Here is a 21,209-nt window from a genome sequence, read left to right as displayed (position 1 = left end):
CCCTGAAAAGTTACAGGTGTGTGCTAACGCTATCCAAAATGATGAAATTGTACGAACCAAGATCTACACATAAGATTCGTCCCCTTTAATCGATGATTAAACTGATTATAGCGAGTGCCTTTCATTTATGCAACAGGCAGATATATTCTTTTTAACCTAATAGAGCCTCAATGTCAGGCGCGAGGGCAGCTGGCTCTGTACGAGCACCATACTGTTTCACAATATTTCCGTTGGCATCGATCAAAAATTTAACAAAATTCCATTCGATGTCCCCCGTACGGTATGGCTCTGGCGTATGATTTACAAGATAAGTAAACAAAGGATGGGCGTTTTCACCTTTCACATCTACTTTTGCAAACATGGGGAAAGTTACACTGTAGTTCAGTTCACAAAAACTTTGAATTTCTTCATTCATCCCTGGCTCCTGACCCGCAAATTGATTACAAGGGAAGCCCAACACCACGAGTCCTTTGTCTTGATACTGCTCATAAAGACCTTGAAGTCCCTTGTAATGAGGAGTAAGTCCACAAGCGCTCGCCGTATTCACAATTAGCAGAACCTTACCTTTGTAAGTTGAAAGCGAACTTGCTTCTCCTGAGATCGTTTGTACCTCGATATCGTATAAAGACATGGCTATATTCTCCTTTGCATTCATATCATTTATTCTTGTCTATTATAGCATTCTTTACCAATATGCCCAAGTTTATCGAAGGTCTGCGCTCAGCTTCCTTATTGCTTTCAGATATGTTATATTGTTTACCTGTTTTATTTCCAGAAGATTCTAAAAATCACCCCCTTAGGAGGTAACTGATCTTGGACACAAAGACTCAAAGTGCCTATCAAGAAGAACTTCAGCGTCTTGAACAAACCAGCGCTGAAATTGACAAACAACTGACTCGTCTGCGGGGGACACCCGTTTATTATGGACCTGACCTAACCGAACAAGCGTTAGAAGCCGTGCGTGAGCAAGGTCGTCATAACTTATCCAAAGCGGTGGATGAGCCTTACTTCGGACGACTCGATTTCCAAGAGTCGGGCACCGCGAACGCGGCTGCGCTTTATATTGGCAAAGCCGGCGTAGAAGACGAACGCACTGGACACCTGCTTGTGATTGATTGGAGGGCACCTGTGGCCAGCCTGTTCTATTCCTTCACCGGGGGATTAGACGCAGCTTCATACGATTCGCCTGACGGTCTCATAGACGGACTCGTTTATTTGAAACGCAACCTCGTCGTCCGCAAACAAATTTTGCAGCGTGTCGTAGACACTTACGACCGCAATGAAGACTCGCTCGCAGTCGGCGACGAGTTCCTCTTGTATCGACTCGGCGAGAACAAGGATAACAAGCTGCGCGATATCGTGTCGACCATACAAGCGGAACAAGATCAGATCATCCGTGCTGCGAAGAACACGGCATTAATCATCCAAGGAGTTGCCGGAAGCGGTAAAACAACCGTGGCCCTGCATCGACTTGCTTTCCTGCTCTACCAATACCGCGAACAAATTCGTGCAGAGCGGATGGTTATTTTCGCACCAAACTCGATGTTCCTCGACTATATATCAGGCGTTCTGCCAGAATTAGGCGTCGGAAACATTCAACAAAGCACCTTTACCGACTGGGTACTTGACATGCTCGAACACGAAGTTAAGCTCGCTGACCCTGCACTAGCATTGCAAACTTGGTTTGCGATTGGCAGCAAGAGGCCAATCATAGACGATAACGCTCCTGGCCGCTTCAAGGGCTCGATTGCGTTTCAACAATATTTAGATGATTGCCTCCAGCGGTTTGAAGCGTCTTATGTGCCAAGCGCGGATTTTATTCCTTGGGAAGGTGTGAAACTTCCTCTTGCCACCATGCAAGAATGGTTTTTCGTCGAAAATAAGCATTATCCGCTTGCCAAGCGCCGTGAACGTGTTATCGCGCGCATCAAACGTTGGATGGAAATACAACTCGATAAAATTTGGGAACAAAGCAAGAAAAAAGAGCTGAAGAAGAAAGCAGCCCAACGCTTGCGTACTTATTTAACAAGTTGGCCAGCATATTCAGCATTCACTTTCTATAAACTCCTCTTCGCTGAAAAAGATCGCCCAGCAAGCTTACCGACTGAGCTTCTGGTACAAATGCCAGATTCGATCGTTGCGGCATCTGTTAAACTTTTCAAGAAAAAAGAAGTTCAGCTCGAAGATCTCGCTCCACTTCTTTATATTCATACACGCTTTCACGGCATTTCATCCGATCTAAAATTTGACCATGTTGTCATCGATGAAGCACAGGATTTCTCACCTTTTCAGGTTGCTGTCCTTGACGATTATACACGAAATCACTCTTTTACAATTCTAGGCGATTTGTCGCAAGGTATCCATGCTTATCAAGGAATTATGGACTGGAAAGAGTTTTCCAGCTTATTTCAGTCGGAAGAGTCTGGTTATTTCGAACTAGAGCGCAGTTACCGTTCAACGATGGAAATCATCCAATTTGCTAATCAAGTGCTGACTCGTGGTGTCGACAATCCGCTTCTAGCCGTGCCCGTATTCCGAAGCGGAAACAAAGTACGTGTCCTTCAAACGGATGCCAAAAACCGCTTATCGGTCTTGAAGAAAGCTATTACGACTTTGCAGCAAGGAAGCTCAAGTACAATTGCCGTTGTTGCACGTACGGAGAAACAGGCTCAGGAATTGCATGATGTACTGACGGAAGATGGGATTTCTACGAATCTAATTACTTCGAAGCAGCGCGTATATCGCGGAGGTATTTCCGTGCTCCCTGTCTATCTGACAAAAGGGTTAGAGTTCGACGCAGTCCTCCTAATGGATGTAACCTCTCAGCATTACGAAGCAACATTGATTGATGCCAAGCTGCTTTATGTCGGCTGCACGCGCGCACTGCATGAGCTATGGCTGATCGTTCCAGGGGAGCTTTCACCGCTGGTAAATACGCAAGATGCAGAGTTCGTTACAACCGAATCTCCCTCATAAACAAACAAAAGACACTTGCTGCTGACCTAAATCAGTTGCAAGTGTCTTTTGGCATGATGATTAATACAGCCGTTTCGTGTAGCTCTCTTCCAGAGATTTCTCAACATCCTCTGGCGTGATTACCTCATCGGGAATCTGTATATGGGCTGCAAGCATATGTGGTATGGATGGAAGCTGCATCTGCGTGAGCCAAGTGCTTGGCTGCCAAAGTTCGGAACGTTTTATTGCTTTGGCACAATGGATATAACATTCTTCCACTTCAATTCCAATGCCAACTAGGGGAGTCTTCCCTTGTACAGTCATGCCTTCCAGCATCCCATTATCTTTAATTACATATCCTCTCCCATTGATGCGCAGCGTCTCCCCAAGACCAGGTATCATAAAAAACAACCCAACGTTAGGGTTAGCCAAAATATTCAGCAAAGAATCGAATTTCCGATTACCCTGCCGTTCAGGAATAACAAGATGCTTTTCATCCACTACGTGTACAAAGCCAGGAGCATCTCCCCGAGGAGAAGCATCGCAGCTGCCTCCTGCATCAGCGGTTGCTATGACAAGAAAAGGCGACTTCGCGATGAAGTTGCGACAATGTTCATCCAAAAACCGAATCGTTTTATGAGCTGCAAGCTTGCCAGGGCTACCCAACATTTCTCGCAGTTCTTCCTCCGATGATACTAGATTCGTAAAGATTTCATGACGACTCACGTTGACATCTCCCCCGACCCTATGAACGATCAATTTCATACACGAAACGATCTGTCAATAAGCGACCAGAACGCCGCCTTCCCCAGCATAAGTACCAATTACCGTCCCCATGTTCGAAAATAAAACATTACGGAACGGGTACTTCTCCAGCAACTGATTTAGCACTTTGCGAGCTCGTTCTTCACAGTTGCAATGGGCCACTGCAATGACATCTTTTTCAAAATCATGACGAACTTCGCCAACTTTATCAATTAATCGTTTAAGCGCTTGCTGTGTGCCGCGAATTTTCTCAATGACTTCAACAGAACCTTCTTCGCTAGCCCTCATCAGCAGTTTAATATTGAGTACAGAAGCCACTGCGCCCCGTACCCGATCTAGCCTTCCGCCTTTGATTACATTTTCTAACGTATCCAAAAAAAAGTACGTACCTGAAGTCGCTACAGCCTCTGTTATTGTTTGAACAATATGCTCAAATGTAGTATTTGCTTCGACCATTTTGGCCGCTTTGTAAACCAATACGCCGAGTCCGAGCGAGGCTGTTTTGGAATCAATCACTTCAATTTTACCGCCAAAGCCTTCTTCTAACAGCATATCTTTCGCCATTACCGCGTGACAGTAGGTACTGCTAAGTGCTGACGAGAGACAAATGACAAGAAGATCATGACCTAAACTCGCCGCTTGTTGGTATCTTTCAAGAAAATGAAGCGGAGATGGACTCGAGGTTTTCGGCAGTTCGCTCTCTGTTTTCATTTTTGCATAAAAATCACAAAGCTCCATGTGCGGAGACATGCACTCCTCGCCAAATTGTACAGACAAAGGTACTATCGAAAGTTTTAGCTCCTCTGCAAGTAGTTTGGGTAGGTCGCAGCTGCCATCTGTGATAATCTGGATTGTTGTCATGTGAGCTTCACTCGTTTCTTATTTTTTGGCGAATACTATACCTACTGTCTTAGGTCCACAGTGGCTCGATATCACACAACCAGTTTCCGTGATGACTACTTGCTTTACATTCGTGTGAAGTTCGATTTGTTGCTTCAAATATTCGGCTTCCTCCGCCGCCATCGCGTGTGTAATGAACAGAAATTGTTCATCTATTTGTTCTTTTTGCGCTAGAGCATTATTGAGAAGCTGATCTAACGCTTTCTCTCTCTTCCCTCTGACTTTGTCCGTCAGTACCATTGACCCATCCATCACTTTCACCAAAGGTCGAATCTTTAGCAAGCTGCCAATAAATGCCTGAACACTAGAACACCGACCGCCTTTATGTAAATACTCCAGCGTATCGATGATAAACTCAACCTCGATTTTTGCGATTTGAGGCTCAATGAATGCTTGAATCTCTCTAGCATTCATCCCATCCAACGCAGCTTGCGCAGCTTTCAATACAAGCAGCCCGATTCCCGTAGAAAGATTCTTAGAATCGATAACCGTTACTCTACCTTCCTCAAATTGAGCGGCTGCAATCATAGCATTCTGTATGGTAGATGACAAAGCTGAAGATAAGCCTATGTAGACGATATCTTCTCCAGCGTCGATATGAGGCGCAAATGCTTGCTCAAAATCGTTCGGTGAAGGCGCTGCTGTTTGAGGAAGCTTTCTCGTTTGAGCTACGCGCTCAAATAGACGCATTGGTTTAATCGTCAATCCATCTTTGTACGATTCATCATCAAAAATGACATAAAGAGGTACCGCTTTAATTCCGTACTCCATTCGTAACGCATCGTTTAAGTCATTCGTACTATCACTAAATATTTGAACCCGAGACATCCCTTACAACCACCTTGTCACTACATTCTTTTCTGTCCAAATTCAAAGGGACTGCTCATAGATTTGAGACTAGTATAATGGATGATGACTGAAAGCTCAATCACACAAATTAAAACTAATGGCCACGATGAATCCTCGTGTGAATGATTTAAGAACATCCAACTAGGTTTAGAAGGTGATAAATCTATTGAACAGGGGCAAATACACATACATATATATCCAATTCGTAGTGTATATGGTATGTTTTCTCGTAGGGAATATTGAATAGAATAGCTGGCCAGCTAACACTCTTCAACGTTATGCTCCCTAAAAAATTGCTAGAGAGGATGAATTTATTTGAAATTGAATAAAAAACTACTCATGGCTTTCCTGCTCTGCATGCTCGTATTTACAATGGTTCCTTTAGCTGCTTCTGCAGCGACGGTTTCTAACACTGCACAAGGACAAGGCGATCTGTATCTCAATGGCACTTTCTATGTTTGGCATGGCGGTGATTTGATTCTTACTGAAGTAACAACCGGGAGAACAGTTTTTAAATCACATTACTCAGAAGCTGCCAATCACAGTCCTTATGGCAATAACTTAAATAACTATGTTATTTCGAATTTACCAAGCGGTACTTATCAATTAACTTGGACTGATAGTATCGGTGGAAGCCTGAGCATCCACTTCTAAACCTGAATTATTATTTCAATGCTAGACAATGAAAGCACCCTTTGTTGCTGATAATGGCAATAAAGGGTGCTTTTGTTTATTTTTTTAATTATCCGAAAAGTTGCTCGACATTAATTGGACGCTCTGGCATCGGAGACACGAATGAGATGAACCTAATCCAGTAACATGAGCAACCTGATTATACAATTGAAAATGAAGGTAAATACTTCATTTCATCGTCCTATCTATATCAGATGTTCGTACGATTTGGCACTTTAAAATGAAAGAAGGTTGCGTGACATGACTTATTCCATGCGTGAAGAAAGAGCCAATGCCATTAGTCATGGCATTGGCGCACTGTTAAGCATCGTTGCTTTGATCCTACTCATTGTGCAAGCAAGCTTGCATGGCAACGTTTGGCACCTTATTAGTTTTAGCATTTTCGGTGTCGCACTTGTTACCTTGTACTCCTGCTCAACGCTGCTGCACAGCATCCAGCACCCGAAGCTGAAAGATTTATTTGAAATCCTTGATCATTCAGCTATCTACTTGCTTATTGCCGGAACCTACACGCCTTACCTGCTTGTTACCCTAAGAGGACCTTTTGGTTGGACCTTTTTCAGTATCATCTGGGGGCTGGCACTTGTAGGAATGATTCTCAAAATCTTCTTCGTCAAACGATTTGTGCTTCTTTCTACGCTTTGTTACCTATTCATGGGCTGGCTAATCGTAATCGCTTTTAAACCACTTTACTTGAACTTGCCCTTTGAAGGTATCGTGTGGCTCGTGATAGGCGGTCTTCTCTATACATTCGGTACCATCTTCTATATTTGGCGGCGTGTTCCCTATCACCATGCCATCTGGCATATATTCGTGTTAGCTGGAAGCGTTTGTCATTTTATTTCTATCTTCTGTTATGTCTTACCCGTCTAACTGTTGAGGACCAAATTATCTCACCAACTCTTGAAGTTGATGAAGTGGAACCGTGCTCTCTACTTGCCTAGCCAGCACTTCATATCCCTGCTCATTCGGATGAATGTAATCCTCAGCTAAATAACAGCTATCCATCCCAACAAAAGCATCATACACCTGCACGATACATATGTGAGGCTGTTCCAGCTTACGAAGAAACAAATTAAACCGCTGTATCCAGTACGCCGCGTCCGGGACCTGCGGGATAGGATTGTATAACCCAATTAACGCCATGACATAAGGCGTCGGAACAGACTTTCGTATCTCTTGTATATAGGCAATTAGTTTTCGATAGTTGATTTCATATACTTGAAGCGCCGTTTTTAAAAATTGGGTATCGCTTTGATAAAAAAAAGGAATAGCCGCTTGAAGTAAATCATTGCCTCCAGCAGTGATGGTAATCAAATCCGCTTCCTGCACGTTTCTTTGGAGCTCTGGCTCCGATTCAAGCGTTTCCAACAGTTGAGTTGTTGTTGCTCCATTGGTTCCTGCTTGATTCAAGCTTACAGGTACATTCAATAATTGCTCTAATCTTTGCTTCAACAAGGATACGAACCCTTGGCCGTCCCGAGCACCAAACCCAACGGTTAACGAGTCGCCGAATGCCAGATAATTGATTGCCTTCTCCATCGCTATCTTCTCCCCAAAGCCTGACATATTCCCAATATATGCGCGTGCCGCCCATTTTGGGAATGTGCATCCGTAACACTTTAGGAAGTTTTTCTCTCTCTAAAGCTGCTCAACGAAGCTCTCTACTTGCGCCTTTTCCGATAAAGTAAATTGGAATTCACAATCGCAACCTTCATCTTGCAAGACGATTTGCACGATCTCCCCCGCTTTGTTCGTGATAACTAATACAGAAGGATCCAACAAATCCTCTGGCAATGATTGACCGCTTTCCATTTGTATAGCTAAATAAATATCCTGCCATTGTCCTCTTGGTTCTGATTCTTTATACGATAAAGTGAAGCGGTGCTCCACATGTTCTGCTCCATATTTCATCATGATAATACCCTCCTATAAGCTTGCATGAATGTTTAACTCATTGTAACTCAGTGACACGAAAAGTGGTAGTTCATGCTTCTTTATACTACAATGGAAGTAAGAACCGTTCAAAAAAAAGGAGTCTTTCCTCATGAAATCCACAATTGCACAAACAATTGATCAACACGCTGACAAATTCAAAGCTATTTCTAGCTTTATTGGGTCAAATCCTGAGCTAGGCCACGAAGAATTCCTAGCGGCTGCACGTTTAACCGAAGAATTAGAAACCCACGGATTCCACGTCGAACGCGGCATCTTGGATATTCCGACCTCCTTCCTAGCAACCTATGACTCTGGAAAACCAGGCCCAGTTGTTGCCTTCCTTGCTGAATACGATGCGCTCCCTGAGCTTGGTCATGCCTGCGGCCATCATCTTATTTGCATGATGAGCATAGGCGCTGCCGTCGGCCTAAAGTCCGTCATTGCCAATACAGGCGGGATCATTCGCGTTTACGGCACACCTGCGGAAGAAACCAAAGGAGCCAAAGTACCCATGGCCGCAGCCGGCTTGTTTAACGATGCGGACATCGCGCTAATGGCGCATCCCTACTACACCTACGAAAAGTCAGGTGAGTCCTTAGCGATGGACGCCATCCAATATGAATTTTTCGGGCGTTCGGCGCACGCTGCCGCACAACCATTTGAAGGCGTTAACGCACTTGACGCCGTCCTTCAGCTCTTTAATGCCATTAACGCGCTGCGTCAGCAAGTGAAATCTCATGCTCGTATTCACGGGATCATCAGTGAAGGTGGCAAAGCGCCTAACATTATACCGGACTATGCGGTCGCGCAGTTTTATATCCGATCTGCTTCCCGCGCCTATACGGATGAACTTGTACAAAAAGTGCTCCATTGCGCAGAAGGCGCTGCCCTTCAGACCGGATGCACGCTCAAAACATCCAATTATGAATACTCCTATGATGAACTAAGAACGAACGAGACGCTATCCTCTGTATTCACTAACAATATGCTCGCCATGGGTGTGGAGCTTGAAGAAATCGAGATCGGTAAAGATCACGGCTCCCTTGATTTGGGCAACGTATCCATTCAATGTCCAACCATTCACCCTTTCGTCAAAGTTGTCGGTGAGAAGCATATGCTGCATACGAAAGAGTTTCGCGATTTGGCCATGCAGGATCAAGCGTTGGATAGCATGATTTTCGCCGCAAAGGCTCTGGCTAACACGGCTTATGACGTCATTACCAGTCCCGAACTCTTAAGCAAAATCAAAACCGAATTTGCATCCAAAAAGTAGCTTAGCTTTATTAATTTAGAAAGAGCCGTATCCCCTTAAGGAATGCGGCTCTTCTACGTTGATGGACTATTTCCCTTCATTGCTTCGCAAAAACATGCCTACTCCGATCAGCAGTAATACCCCTGCAAAAAGCTGTATGGTTGTGATCGTCTCACCTAAAAATAAATAAGCCAACAGTGTTGCGCCGAGCGGTTCTCCCAAAACTGTCATCGCAACCGAGGTAGCTTTCATATATTTAAGCAACCAATTAAATACATAATGCCCAAACACGGTTGGAACGATAGCCAGGAGGAAAAAGACACCCCACTCTTTAGGCGCATAGGCCGTGAAAGAATTGTCAACGGCAACATTATAAATGGCAAGAACGCTTCCAGCGAATAGAAACGCAAAAAAACTATACGTAAATGCGGACACGTGTTCACGTATACTTTTACCCAGCAGCATGTGAAGAGCAACGGCGATAGTCCCGATCAGAGACAACAAGTCACCCTTCAGTGCGTCGCCAGAAAACCGAAAATCCCCCCACCCGATGCATACCGCTCCCACTATGGCAATGAACATCGAGATTAATGCTGTACGGCTCGTCCGCTGACGGTACAAGAGAAAGGCTCCCAGCAGCACAAAAATCGGCTCTAGCGTTAAAATAGCTGTTGAACTAGCTACCGTCGTAAAACGAAGTGAATCCATCCAAAATAAAAAATGCAAACCAAGTCCAATCCCAGAAGCTGCGATTCGCAACCAATCTTTGCTTTTAATTTGCGAGATTTCTTGTGCATAACGCCATAGAAAAGGAAGCATGAGCATATTCGTCATGAACAGCCGATACATAGCAATGACTGATGCTGGCGCATCTGACCATTTAACGAAAATCGCTGAAAATGAAATTGCAATAATGCCAATAACTAAATAAACAGGAATTGGAACTTTCGTTTTATTCATAGTATTCATAAGTGTGACTCCTTGATGTACAAATAAATTCTCGTTGCCGTATTAGTATATAGGAGGATCAAATACTTGCCAACACTTTTTAAAGACAGCTCAATTAAACGGGGATTTTGTCGAATAATAATATATTTTGTCAAATTATATATACTTCCCCCTCCAAATCTAATCTGTTTTCATATATAATGGAAGAAGAGTTAAGTGATATGTAATTGGAGGTTGCAACGTTGACGTCATCTTTCAATAGGGAGCGAATGAATAAACTTGATCAAGATCTTCTTTATACGCAAGAAGTGGTCGAAGTTTTAACGGGCCATGCGACGGCAGCTCTTGTCGTTTGCGATCTTCAACATCGAGTTCAATATAGTAACGAGCACTTTGGAACCATATACGGATGGAGCCCTATGGAATTACTTGGCTATACATTGCCAACTATCCTCGAAGAAGATCGGCAATCATTCAATCAATTATTAGCTGCTCATTTATGGGAATTCAATACCGCTGCGCTTCGTAAAAGGTGTAAAGACGGTTCTATTGTCTTCGTCAATGAAACAATTACCCCCATACGCAATCAAGAAGGCAGCATCACAGCATACGCTAGTATGATATTTGATCCAACAGAAAACGGGAATTCCGTTCAACGCAAGCTCACAGAAAGCGGGCAGCAGCTTCAGTCGCTATTCGACAATAACCCCGATGCCGTCATTTCTTTAGACATATTAGGCAATCTTACTGAGATGAATCCAGCCGCAAATAAGTTAAGCGGCTATTCAATTGAAGAGTTTGCATATCTTCCACTCGTTTCGCTTTGCCCGCCTGAACATCATGACCGTATCAAACAACGTTTCGAAAGAACCTTACGAGGTAAACCGCAAAACTTCGAAACGGCTATGCTGCGCAAAAATGGTGAAAAAGTAGAGCTTCACTTAACACTCATTCCAATATCTTACGAAGGCACGATCCATGGCGTCTATGGCATCGCCAAAAACATTACCGAACGCAAGCAAGCCGAAGATCTCATCCAATATATGGCTTACTATGACGCTTTAACAGATTTGCCTAATCGTCGGCTATTCGAACGCCAAGTCATGATGCATCTTAACGAAGCTGACGAACGAAAGACCAAAGTCGCTATTCTGTATTTGGATCTGGACGGTTTTAAATTCATTAATGATTCACTTGGACATGGCGTTGGCGATCAAGTATTGAAAGAAGTGGCCATTCGGCTTAAAAGAAGTATCCGTGAACAGGATACGATTGGCCGCATGGGTGGCGACGAGTTCACCGTATGCCTTCCTGATCTTCAAAGCTTTCAGGATATGCTTGCTATTGCAGAACGCATATTACATGAGCTTCGACAGCCCTTTCAATTGGAAGGTCATGATTTTTATCTGACCACTAGCATTGGAGCCTCTTTTTATCCCGATCATGGGTCTTATGCCGAAATGCTCATGCACAACGCAGATACAGCTTTATACAAAGTCAAAGAACATGGTAAAAACCATGTGAAAATCTATTCGCCAACGATGAATGAAGAAGCCGTTCGCAGGCAGCTCCTGGAAAGTGAGCTCCACAAGGCCCTTGAACGCAATGAATTGGTCGTTCATTATCAACCGCAAATCGATGTAAAGACGAGCAAAATATTCGGAATGGAAGCCCTAGTCCGCTGGAATCATCCGACGCGCAGCCTTCTATATCCAGGCGATTTCATCGCGATTGCAGAAGAAACTGGCATGATCGTCCCCATCGGAGCCAAAGTGCTAGAAATCGCTTGTAAACAATGCAAACAATGGCAAGAGCAAGGTTTCGCAGATCTACGGATTGCGGTAAATCTCTCGCAAATTCAACTGAGGCAAGACAATCTCGTAGAAACCGTTGAGCGAGTTCTTATCGACACAGGTCTTCCTCCAGCAACACTTGAACTTGAAATTACAGAAAGCATCGCCATGCATAATGCGGATTTTGTCGTTACGCAATTACATAACTTAGTTGCCTTAGGTATCCAGATTTCAATTGATGATTTCGGTACGGGATTTTCATCTCTAAGCTATTTAAGCAAGTTTCCGATTCATCGACTCAAAATTGATCGTTCCTTTATTACGAATATTTCCAACAAGTCTGAATCAGCTATCATCGCTTCGATCGTGAGCCTCGCTCAAAATCTCAACCTAAGTGTCATTGTCGAAGGGGTTGAGACGGAGCTCCAACGAACTGTATTGCCGCAGCTCGGCTGTAATGAAATGCAGGGTTACTTATTCAGTAAACCTGTGCCTGCGGAAGTGTGCATCCCCTTGCTGGAGAAATATCATTATTAGAAAAAAGCCTTTGGGAGTTACTCTACTTGCGAGTAACTTCTCAAAGGCTTTTGTGTGACTAGTCTAACACAGCTGTAATGTGCTTAGTCGTTACTGACCAATGCGACGAATTCCAAATCGATTCTTTATTTTTAAAATAAAGAATTTGCGGTGAGGCATGCTTGATTTGAAGATCGTCCGCTATTTGATTGGAGACAGGACGCGATTCAATAACTTTAACTAAATAATAATCAACATCCCCGTTGGGTTTACCTGCTAAGTATTCCTCGTATTCATCAAGCGCACTAGCGCTAACGGGACAGGTTGTACTGTGCTTCAGCACGACCGCAGGCTTCTCCGCCGAGTGATCCAAAACTTGCTGCCATTGCTCAAGTGTAGTCAATTCTTTCCATGCCGACATGTGAACCTCTCCCTTCCCAATTAAATAAGAATAATTATAATGTAACTACTAGACATATGCAAATAGAGGACGTGAGACGCACAATTGGCTTCAATCATGGTCAAGCTGTTATAATGCTATGTAGATATCCAGATAAGCAAAGGAGTTATTTATGCAACAATCTCCACCTCTATCAAGACGTTCATTTCTTAAAAAAGGTGTTGTACTCGCTGGTTCGGCGCTCGCTTCCGGAGGGCTCGTTGGTAGTTATTCAACTTTAGTGGAACCTCGTTGGTACGAAATAACGAAAGTAAACATCCTTCTCGAACGTCTTCCAGGAGCCTTTCACGGAAAGAAGCTCGTGCATATAAGTGATTTTCATATCGGCCATCATTTTGATTTAAAGCAGTTGCAGGTTGTAACGAACCTAGTGCGCCAAGAGAAGCCCGATCTCCTTTGCTTCACAGGCGATTTATTTGATTCCAAAGTAACGGAAGATCCCCAGCTTACCAGCGACATTCTCGCTTCTCTAGAAGTGCCATTAGGAAAATGGTCCGTTCTTGGTAATCACGATTATGACGTCAGCAACGAAAAAACGGCTGCAATCCTCCAAAATGGCGGGTTCCAAACATTATCCAATTCTTATCGAACCATTCGTCATGCTGGACAAACCATCCAAATCGCAGGTGTCGAAGATATGCTTACGGGAGCCCCGGATTTAGATGAAGCTCTCCGTGGAACAAATGCCGACGCTTTCACCTTGCTCTTGTCGCATTCACCTAATTTCGCAGATTATGCCGCGGAAAGACCTATCGATTTGCAATTATCCGGGCACAGTCATGGTGGACAAATTCGACTGCCCGTTATAGGCGCTCTCGTTACTCCGCCACTTGGTGATAAATATGTCATGGGCTTGCATTCCGTACCCGGTTATAAGCTACAGGTATACACGACTAGAGGTATCGGCACTACGATATTCCCCCTACGATTTATGTGCAGACCGGAAATCACGGTTATCACATTAGAAAAAACAAAACCCTGAGCGCATCAATTAGCCCAGGGTTCAACTCTATGGTCTCACATGTAAAAATTGCCGAAATAAGAATACAGCTTTGAATTTCAACAGATCGTTGACCTTCTTAAAATCAACTTGGAGCAAATCGCTAATTTTCTCCAAACGATACGTTACTGTATTGCGATGAATAAATAATTGCTTTGCAGCTTCGCTTACTTGACCGTCATTACGAATGAATACTTCTAGAGTACGAATCATCTCTTGCGAATATTCAGCATCTTTCTCCAGCAAAGGCCTTAATATCTTTGTACAATAGTCTTCCATCACATTTGAAGAAACATTTTGGAACAAATGAGCAAATTCGATCGTTTCGAAATGAAGAACACGATCAGGGAGCTCTAGTCTACTGGATAAACGATGTGTTTCTACGCATTCCATATAGGCTTCCCTTAAAAAAATCGGTTTTGATTTGACTGGACTCACAAAGAAACCCACTTCAGCTTCTTCCAAGCAGACAGAATCCCCAGCGTATTTAGCCAGCAGTTGGGATAAATCCTCTTCTGGAAAACCCTCAGATTGGTTGGCCGTATAAATAGAAAAGAGTTGATCCTTCAGCACGAAATGATTAGCTTTCAAATTCGTCGCCTTTGGATGAGTTTCCATATACTGTTTCAGTTGCTTCAGCTCGCTTAACTTATTCGTCGATTGTTCTTCCAACGATGCTGAATGGTTGCTTCGCTTTACCTTCCCAATCACACATTGATAAGCCCCAGTAAAGAGATGCAGCCCTTGTATTTGAACCAGTTCAAGAAACTCTTCCAACGGAGCCCCTTTTTCTAAATAACGAAGCAAATTGTTTTGCAGATCTCTTTGGGCGGAAGCCTCCACATGAGAACGAAATGTAAAGCCCATATGAAAGGCAAGGATATCAGCAGCTTGTTGAAACAGCCCCTCCTCCACATTCGCTAACAAAACGGCATCAGGCATTACTAATAAGCTTCCTAACTGTTCGTCATCTTGCTGAATGAGAGATACACGGTATGCACGATCTTTACCTGAATGCACCCAGCCTGCTTTATGCTTCCACGTCCAGTCCATCTGTAGTTGTTCATTCGTCCAATTACTTGTATGAAAAAGAATTTGACCCTTAGCCCCCAATATAGCCATCGGGTATCCAATAATTCCGCTAATCAATTGGAACATGGCTTCCATATCATCCTGTTTCAGACTGAATTGCATGAGTTTTTTTTGTTTCACCAGTACGTTTTGAAGCAGTTGTGTATTTCTACGATACTCCGCGTTAAACAAAGCGTTCATCTGATCAGAGAAAGTATACTGAAATGGTATTTCAATGATTGGAAAATGAAGTCGATCTGCCTCTTCCATCACAATTTGCGGGAGCTCAGTCCGAAATCGCCCAAGCTTAATTCCCAGCCCGGCAGCTCCACGCTCATTTAATTTACGGAGCAAATGAACGGTTTCCTCTGGACTATCCTTCATAGCAAAAGCTGTAGTAAACAGCATTTCACCGGATTGCGTCCAATTTGCGATATCGGGAGCGTCCATCATATTGACTGATTTGACGATGCGTGACTCGCCTTTTTTACCAGCTACAAGCTTTGCTTCAGTTAAAGGATATATAGTTAAAGCCTCGCGGATAGTAAGATGCATAATGGTATCCCCCTCATCCCTTTTTAACGATTATAGGCTGACTTCTCCCGAACAGTCAATCATTTAATGTTACATTAGCTAACTCATTAAATGATTTATTGTCAAAATCCTGAAAATAACACGTTTTTATGTAATATTTTTTAACATAACAATGACATATAGGAACCATGAGATCATTCTTCCTTGCCAGAAATTAATGTTACTACGCAATAGCCAAAAGAGACGTGCACTTACACGCCCCATTTCGCTCCATGGAATCCAACTAAATGACTCGAAAGGTTCCTGTACCCATTGTTCCAAGATTCCCCTCGCTATCGGTGACACGGCCCTGCGTTGTGATCATTTTACGCGATTGATGAATGATTTCCGCGCTAACTAACAACCTCCCCTCCTTTAATGGAGCAACAAAGTGAACATTCAAGTTCGTCGTGACGACCTTATCTTCAGGTCTGGCTGTCATAACAATAATGCCCATCGCATTATCCAATAGCGAAGATAGCACCCCGCCATGCACAATTCCAATCAAGTTCAAATGCTGCTGCTTTGCCTCTAAGGCAATTGTGATAACATCATCCTTTATACTTACAAATTCACAACCAAGAAAGCCCCAAAATGTAGGTTCTGCGGCAGCAGCAAGGCGCTGAATCCGCTCATCTAAATCCATTTTCGGATCCTCCACGAGGTTCCCCTCCTTTCTGTTCGCCAAGGATGAATCTTCTTTAGGAAGAAGCGTTCATTTTCTCCTCCTCCAGCAGTTGCCGGCGCAGAACCTTCCCAACCATCGTTTTAGGCAATGAGGTTCGAAATTCAATTTTCCGTGGCACCTTAAAGGCAGCCAGACGCTCACGACACCAACGCTCTAACTCGTTCTCAGTTAGCGTCTCCCCAGCCTTCAGAACGACAAAAGCTTTTACCGTTTCACCACGGTATTGATCAGGAACGCCAGCAACAACCGCTTCTTGGATAGCAGGGTGCTCATACAGAATTTCCTCAATTTCGCGAGGATAAATATTAAAGCCCCCGGCAATGATCAGATCCTTTTTCCGATCGACAATCGCAAAGAAACCATCTACATCCATCCGTGCCATATCCCCTGTGTACAGCCAGCCATCCCGAATCGTTAACGATGTTTCGTGCTCCCGATTCCAATAGCCCTTCATGACTTGAGGGCCTCTTATGATGAGTTCGCCGATTTCACCTTCTTGCATCTCCACGCCAGTATCGGAATTTACTACTTTTGCATCTGTATCTGGAAAAGGAATTCCAATCGTACCGATTTTGCGGTAACCCCAGATCGGATTTGCATGCGTAACCGGGGATGTTTCCGTGAGGCCATAGCCTTCAATTAATCTTCCACCTGTCAATTCCTCGAAACGCTCCTGCACTTCTAGCGGCAACGGAGATGAACCGCTTACACAAACATTTATGGAAGAAATATCAACTTCTTTCATCCGTTTATGATTGATTAAAGCAACATACATCGTTGGCGCCCCTGGAAATATCGTCGGCTTAAGCTCATGGATCGTGCTCAGAATCAGGTCGATATCAAACTTGGGAATGAGAATGAGCATCCCCGCTCGAAAGATTGATTGATTGAGCAGCACCGTCAGACCGAACACATGAAAACATGGCAACGCACCTAAGAAGCGCTCTTCTCCCAAGCGAACCTTATAACACCAATGACTCGTCTGATACGTGTTCGCTACCATGTTGAAATGCGTAAGCATAACACCTTTAGATATGCCTGTCGTCCCCCCCGTATATTGAAGAAGAGCCAGATCATTCTCGGCATCTACCTCTACACAAACCGGTGAGGCGGAAGATGATCGCAGCAGTTTCTTAAAACTGAGCACGTTAGCGCTATAAGCAAGAGATCGCTTAAAGCCTTCCTTTTTCATTTTAACAGGATACAGCACATTTTTCGGAAAGGGTAAATAATCCTTGATCGACGTTACGATCACATGCTGAACCAACGTCTTGCCTCTGGCCTTTTGCACGCGATCAAAGAGCAAGTCCAACGTCACAATGACCGTTGCCCCCGAATCGGAGAGCTGGTGAACCAGCTCTCTTTCCATATATAGGGGACTCGTCTGAACGACAATACCTCCCATCATTAAAGTGCCGAAATAGGCAATGATGGCTGACGGGCAGTTAGGGAGCATGATGGCGACACGATCACCTGGTTTTACGCCAAGTGCTTTCAAACCGTTAGCAAAGCGATATGACGCCTCTAGCAGCTCCTTGTATCTCAGCGTTTTACCCATAAAGTATAGCGCAGCTCGATCAGGAAATTTTTTTGCCGAATTCATGAGTATACGCGCAAGATTATACTTCGGGTACTCGTAAGTCGGGGCTACTTCATTCGGATAGTGTCGCAGCCAAGGCTTTGCGGAACTCATACAAAACCACCCTTCCAGGTTCTTGAAGTTATGGACTATACGATGTACTTCTCACCTTGAATGACACGAGCAGCGATGTCACGCTTCAGCCCAACTGTATTCACGCTGCTGCGGCGAGTTAATTTCTTTAAAATGGATAGTTGGGTCCGCAAAACATCTCCTTCTTCCATCGTACTAAGCGTTTCTTTCGCATATGCCTCGACTTTATCAAACGCTTCATGTACGAAGACCGTCGTCATTTGGACCACATGTTTCGCTTTGTCGTCCCCCACTTTTGCAACCTGTTTCTGTGTACGAAGCAATCCGCTCTCAGCAGCAAATATTTGAATCATGATATCTGCAAGATGACTGAGCACTTCCTGATTCTTCTCTAACGCTGCGCCATATTTCTGAACAGCTAATCCGCCCACCATTAGGAAAATTTTCTTCGCCATTGACACTAGGTGCGTTTCTTCGGCAAGCGTACCTTCGAACGTCTGCCCTGGAACTAGCGACAACAGCTCCGCTTGAAGCGCTTGGGCTTTTTGCAGCAAAGGCAGTTCACCCTTCATCGCTTTCTTAACAAGCGTACCCGGAATTAGCAAGCGGTTAATTTCGTTCGTGCCTTCAAAAATGCGATTAATACGCGAATCGCGATAAATGCGTTCTACTTTATATTCTTGAATAAAACCGTACCCACCATGGATTTGAACGCCTTCATCGGCTACAAAATCGAGCACCTCTGAAGCAAATACCTTATTAATGGAACATTCCAACGCATATTCCGAAATCCCCTTCACTGAATGCTTCCCGGCATCCGAACTCGTATGATCAATGTCCTTCAAAATCGCATCGAATAAGCCGCTCGTGCGGTATACCATACTTTCCATAAAATAGGTCTGAATATTCATGTCTGCAAGTTTTTTTCCGATAAGCGGGAAATGCGAGATTGGCGTATTAAATTGCTGACGCGTATTCGCATAACGGACCGACAATTCAAGGGTCTCCTTAGCTGCTCCTACACAGCCCGTAGCCAGCTTGAATCGACCAATGTTCAATATATTAAAAGCGATTAGATGACCTTTGCCAATTTCACCAAGCAAGTTCTCAATAGGAACTTGAACATCTTCGAAAAAGAGCGGTCTGGTAGAAGATCCTTTAATTCCCATTTTCTTCTCTTCTGGACCTAAAGTAAAGCCTTGCTCGCCTTTTTCAACGATAAATGCGCTAAAATCAGTGCCATTAATCTTCGCATACACGATGAAAATATCCGCAAATCCAGCATTCGTAATATATAACTTGGAACCATTCAAAATATAATGCTTACCATCTTCAGATAACCGCGCCGTTGTTTTGGCGCCAAGCGCATCCGAGCCGGAAGTTGGTTCAGTTAAGCAGTATGCGGCAATTTTCGCTCCTGAAGCGAGATCAGGCAAATATTTTCTCTTCTGCTCTGGTGTCCCAAAAAACACAATCGGGAGAGTGCCGATACCCACATGCGCACCAATCGAAAGAGCAAACGATGATGCACGGGCCAAATTCTCGCTTATGACAGTTGAACTTACCTTATCAAGCCCTAAGCCGCCATAAATCTCAGGTACATCTGCACCAAGCAAACCCAGATCTCCAGCACTGCGCATGAGCTTAACGGTCAAATCATAATCCAGCTTCTCCAAATGCTCGTCATTAGGAATCACTTCGCCATTTACAAAATCACGTGTCGTTTCAGCAATCATCCGTTGTTCTTCCGTAAAATCCTCCGGTGTACTGATCCTTTGAAAATACGTATCCGAGATAACAAAACTCCCACCGATCACTTTATTTTCCATATCCATTATCCATCTCTCCTTGTATGAATGATGTTTGAATGAAGAATGCGAAGAAGTATATTTCCCTGAACGGTTCTCTTAACGAGCGGCCTAATAAACCTTGCCTTATCTTACGTGTGGACTTCGAATACAGCTGCAGCACCCATGCCGCCTCCAATACACATCGATACTATGCCGTATCCGCCTCCGCGGCGCTGGAGCTCATGAACTAAGCTCGTGGTCAGCTTCGCGCCTGTGCAGCCCAGTGGATGACCTAACGCAATCGCACCGCCATTCACATTTACCCGTTCCTCGTCTAAGTCAAGCTCTCGAATAATGTGAACACATTGCGAAGCGAACGCTTCATTGATTTCATACAGGCTCACTTGGTCCTTGGTAATTCCTGCCAGACTCAACGCCTTCGGGATCGCTTTCACAGGACCAACCCCCATAATTTCCGGCTCCACACCGGAAAGAGCAAAAGCTTTAAACGTCGCTAACGGCTTCAAGCCAAGCGCCTCTGCCCGCTCGCGACTCATCAGCACGGCTGCCGCTGCGCCGTCAGACGTCTGTGACGCGTTGCCGGCCGTCACAGAACCGCCCAAGCTGAATGCAGGCTTCAGCTTGGCAAGGCCTTCCACAGACGTATCTGGGCGAACGCCCTCGTCTGTGTCGAACACGAACTTCTTCTCGAACGCTTTGCCGCGTTCGTCAACGCCCTTCACGCTCGTGCTCACTGGCACGATCTCATCAACGAACTTGCCGGCTGCGATCGCAGCCGCCGCCTTTTGATGGCTGCGCGTCGCGAAGCTATCCTGATCCTCTCGTGAGATCCCGAAGCGATTTGCTACAGCTTCTGCTGTATGACCCATGCCCATGTATACCTCGGGCATATCCGTCACAAGCTGCGGATGCGGCGAAAGCTTAAAGCCCGTCATCGGGACATGGCTCATACTCTCAACGCCTCCGGCAATGATGACCTCTGCGTGACCGAGCATTATGCGCTCCGCCGCATAAGCGATAGCCTGCAGACCAGAGGAGCAAAAGCGGTTTACCGTGATCGCCGGAACTGTCACGGGGAAACCCGCGTACAGGGACATCGTACGGGCGAAGTTAAGCCCCTGTTCCCCCTCAGGCATCGCACAGCCAATAATGATGTCCTCGACATCGCCTTTATCTAGACCTGGAGCACGTCGCACAGCTTCCTCCAAGACTGCTTTACCAAGATCCTCAGCACGCGTATGGGCGAAGCTTCCTTTTTTAGCACGACCGGTTGCCGTACGCGTAATCGATACAATAACTGCTTCCTTCATCGGTTTCACCTCATT

General features: G+C 44.6%; 19 protein-coding genes. 6 read left to right on the top strand and 13 right to left on the bottom strand.

Annotated features, from left to right (window positions below):
• Positions 1–151: 151 nt before the first annotated feature.
• Positions 152–631 carry a glutathione peroxidase gene (locus tag GK047_RS11115; RefSeq protein ID WP_163945814.1) on the bottom strand — a complete coding sequence of 160 codons (480 nt, stop codon included), beginning with the start codon at positions 629–631 and terminating at the stop codon, positions 152–154.
• Positions 632–813: 182 nt separating this feature from the next.
• Here GK047_RS11115 and GK047_RS11110 point away from each other — a divergent pair, with 182 nt between their 5' ends.
• Positions 814–2,976 (top strand): HelD family protein, encoded by a 2,163-nt coding sequence (locus GK047_RS11110; RefSeq protein ID WP_163945811.1) that lies wholly within the window; start codon positions 814–816, stop codon positions 2,974–2,976.
• Between the two features lie 60 nt (positions 2,977–3,036).
• On the opposite strand, the gene GK047_RS11105 is transcribed toward GK047_RS11110, so the two are convergent.
• Genes GK047_RS11105 through GK047_RS11095 form a run of 3 tightly spaced genes read right to left on the bottom strand, consistent with a single transcriptional unit; the run spans position 3,037 to position 5,448 of the window.
• Positions 3,037–3,681: a pyridoxamine 5'-phosphate oxidase family protein gene (locus tag GK047_RS11105; protein ID WP_163945808.1), complete on the bottom strand. Its 645-nt coding sequence runs from the start codon at positions 3,679–3,681 to the stop codon at positions 3,037–3,039.
• A 54-nt stretch (positions 3,682–3,735) separates the two neighbouring features.
• Positions 3,736–4,581, bottom strand: a complete 846-nt coding sequence (locus GK047_RS11100) for a DegV family protein (protein WP_163945805.1) — start codon at positions 4,579–4,581, stop codon at positions 3,736–3,738.
• Positions 4,582–4,599: 18 nt separating this feature from the next.
• Positions 4,600–5,448 carry a DegV family protein gene (locus GK047_RS11095; protein WP_163945803.1) on the bottom strand — a complete coding sequence of 283 codons (849 nt, stop codon included), beginning with the start codon at positions 5,446–5,448 and terminating at the stop codon, positions 4,600–4,602.
• 336 nt (positions 5,449–5,784) lie between these two features.
• Here GK047_RS11095 and GK047_RS11090 point away from each other — a divergent pair, with 336 nt between their 5' ends.
• Together GK047_RS11090 and trhA are read left to right on the top strand one after the other, a co-directional pair.
• Positions 5,785–6,123: a hypothetical protein gene (locus GK047_RS11090; RefSeq protein WP_163945800.1), complete on the top strand. Its 339-nt coding sequence runs from the start codon at positions 5,785–5,787 to the stop codon at positions 6,121–6,123.
• A 279-nt stretch (positions 6,124–6,402) separates the two neighbouring features.
• Complete coding sequence (gene trhA / locus GK047_RS11085) at positions 6,403–7,035, top strand: PAQR family membrane homeostasis protein TrhA (protein WP_163945797.1); 633 nt, start codon at positions 6,403–6,405, stop codon at positions 7,033–7,035.
• Positions 7,036–7,050: 15 nt separating this feature from the next.
• Here trhA and GK047_RS11080 read toward each other — a convergent pair whose 3' ends face one another.
• The gene (locus GK047_RS11080; RefSeq protein WP_163945794.1) at positions 7,051–7,704 is read right to left on the bottom strand and encodes a GDSL-type esterase/lipase family protein; all 654 of its coding nucleotides are present in this window, start codon (positions 7,702–7,704) and stop codon (positions 7,051–7,053) included.
• Positions 7,705–7,803: 99 nt separating this feature from the next.
• Complete coding sequence (locus GK047_RS11075) at positions 7,804–8,079, bottom strand: hypothetical protein (RefSeq protein WP_163945791.1); 276 nt, start codon at positions 8,077–8,079, stop codon at positions 7,804–7,806.
• 130 nt (positions 8,080–8,209) lie between these two features.
• Here GK047_RS11075 and GK047_RS11070 point away from each other — a divergent pair, with 130 nt between their 5' ends.
• Entirely contained in the window at positions 8,210–9,373 is a 1,164-nt protein-coding gene (locus tag GK047_RS11070) for a M20 family metallopeptidase (protein ID WP_163945788.1), read from the top strand.
• Positions 9,374–9,439: 66 nt separating this feature from the next.
• Here GK047_RS11070 and GK047_RS11065 read toward each other — a convergent pair whose 3' ends face one another.
• The gene (locus GK047_RS11065) at positions 9,440–10,321 is read right to left on the bottom strand and encodes a DMT family transporter (RefSeq protein WP_163945785.1); all 882 of its coding nucleotides are present in this window, start codon (positions 10,319–10,321) and stop codon (positions 9,440–9,442) included.
• Positions 10,322–10,542: 221 nt separating this feature from the next.
• Between GK047_RS11065 and GK047_RS11060 the strand changes: the two genes are divergently transcribed.
• Positions 10,543–12,630 (top strand): sensor domain-containing protein, encoded by a 2,088-nt coding sequence (locus tag GK047_RS11060; protein WP_163945782.1) that lies wholly within the window; start codon positions 10,543–10,545, stop codon positions 12,628–12,630.
• A gap of 58 nt (positions 12,631–12,688) precedes the next feature.
• Here the strand turns inward: GK047_RS11060 and ytxJ are convergent, their stop codons facing one another.
• On the bottom strand, positions 12,689–13,030 hold the full coding sequence (ytxJ, locus tag GK047_RS11055) for a bacillithiol system redox-active protein YtxJ (RefSeq protein ID WP_163945779.1): 342 nt from the start codon (positions 13,028–13,030) through the stop codon (positions 12,689–12,691).
• A 151-nt stretch (positions 13,031–13,181) separates the two neighbouring features.
• On the opposite strand from ytxJ, the gene GK047_RS11050 reads away from it, so the two are divergent.
• Entirely contained in the window at positions 13,182–14,051 is an 870-nt protein-coding gene (locus GK047_RS11050; RefSeq protein ID WP_163945776.1) for a metallophosphoesterase, read from the top strand.
• A gap of 27 nt (positions 14,052–14,078) precedes the next feature.
• Here GK047_RS11050 and GK047_RS11045 read toward each other — a convergent pair whose 3' ends face one another.
• The 5 genes from GK047_RS11045 to GK047_RS11025 form a co-directional block, all read right to left on the bottom strand.
• Positions 14,079–15,695: a PucR family transcriptional regulator gene (locus GK047_RS11045; protein ID WP_163945774.1), complete on the bottom strand. Its 1,617-nt coding sequence runs from the start codon at positions 15,693–15,695 to the stop codon at positions 14,079–14,081.
• A 262-nt stretch (positions 15,696–15,957) separates the two neighbouring features.
• Positions 15,958–16,374, bottom strand: coding sequence for a PaaI family thioesterase (locus tag GK047_RS11040; RefSeq protein ID WP_346010322.1), 417 nt, complete (start codon positions 16,372–16,374; stop codon positions 15,958–15,960).
• Between the two features lie 40 nt (positions 16,375–16,414).
• Positions 16,415–18,094: a long-chain-fatty-acid--CoA ligase gene (locus GK047_RS11035; protein ID WP_163945770.1), complete on the bottom strand. Its 1,680-nt coding sequence runs from the start codon at positions 18,092–18,094 to the stop codon at positions 16,415–16,417.
• Positions 18,095–18,129: 35 nt separating this feature from the next.
• Positions 18,130–19,902 carry an acyl-CoA dehydrogenase family protein gene (locus GK047_RS11030; RefSeq protein WP_163946724.1) on the bottom strand — a complete coding sequence of 591 codons (1,773 nt, stop codon included), beginning with the start codon at positions 19,900–19,902 and terminating at the stop codon, positions 18,130–18,132.
• A 110-nt stretch (positions 19,903–20,012) separates the two neighbouring features.
• Positions 20,013–21,194: an acetyl-CoA C-acyltransferase gene (locus tag GK047_RS11025; protein WP_163946721.1), complete on the bottom strand. Its 1,182-nt coding sequence runs from the start codon at positions 21,192–21,194 to the stop codon at positions 20,013–20,015.
• Between the last annotated feature and the right edge of the window lie 15 nt (positions 21,195–21,209).

The sequence above is a fragment of the Paenibacillus sp. SYP-B3998 genome, assembly GCF_010820665.1.
Classification (GTDB): Bacteria; Bacillota; Bacilli; order Paenibacillales; family NBRC-103111; genus Paenibacillus_E.
This window is presented reverse-complemented; position numbering and strand designations above follow the sequence as displayed.

Bases quoted from the DNA above. Each gene is read 5' to 3' on its own strand.
- GK047_RS11115 (WP_163945814.1), bottom strand. From the start codon at position 631: ATGTCTTTATACGATATCGAGGTACAAACGATCTCAGGAGAAGCAAGT.
- GK047_RS11100 (WP_163945805.1), bottom strand. From the start codon at position 4,581: ATGACAACAATCCAGATTATCACAGATGGCAGCTGCGACCTACCCAAA.
- GK047_RS11095 (WP_163945803.1), bottom strand. From the start codon at position 5,448: ATGTCTCGGGTTCAAATATTTAGTGATAGTACGAATGACTTAAACGAT.
- trhA (WP_163945797.1), top strand. From the start codon at position 6,403: ATGACTTATTCCATGCGTGAAGAAAGAGCCAATGCCATTAGTCATGGC.
- GK047_RS11080 (WP_163945794.1), bottom strand. From the start codon at position 7,704: ATGGAGAAGGCAATCAATTATCTGGCATTCGGCGACTCGTTAACCGTT.
- GK047_RS11075 (WP_163945791.1), bottom strand. From the start codon at position 8,079: ATGATGAAATATGGAGCAGAACATGTGGAGCACCGCTTCACTTTATCG.
- GK047_RS11070 (WP_163945788.1), top strand. From the start codon at position 8,210: ATGAAATCCACAATTGCACAAACAATTGATCAACACGCTGACAAATTC.
- GK047_RS11065 (WP_163945785.1), bottom strand. From the start codon at position 10,321: ATGAATACTATGAATAAAACGAAAGTTCCAATTCCTGTTTATTTAGTT.
- ytxJ (WP_163945779.1), bottom strand. From the start codon at position 13,030: ATGTCGGCATGGAAAGAATTGACTACACTTGAGCAATGGCAGCAAGTT.
- GK047_RS11050 (WP_163945776.1), top strand. From the start codon at position 13,182: ATGCAACAATCTCCACCTCTATCAAGACGTTCATTTCTTAAAAAAGGT.
- GK047_RS11045 (WP_163945774.1), bottom strand. From the start codon at position 15,695: ATGCATCTTACTATCCGCGAGGCTTTAACTATATATCCTTTAACTGAA.
- GK047_RS11035 (WP_163945770.1), bottom strand. From the start codon at position 18,094: ATGAGTTCCGCAAAGCCTTGGCTGCGACACTATCCGAATGAAGTAGCC.
- GK047_RS11030 (WP_163946724.1), bottom strand. From the start codon at position 19,902: ATGGAAAATAAAGTGATCGGTGGGAGTTTTGTTATCTCGGATACGTAT.
- GK047_RS11025 (WP_163946721.1), bottom strand. From the start codon at position 21,194: ATGAAGGAAGCAGTTATTGTATCGATTACGCGTACGGCAACCGGTCGT.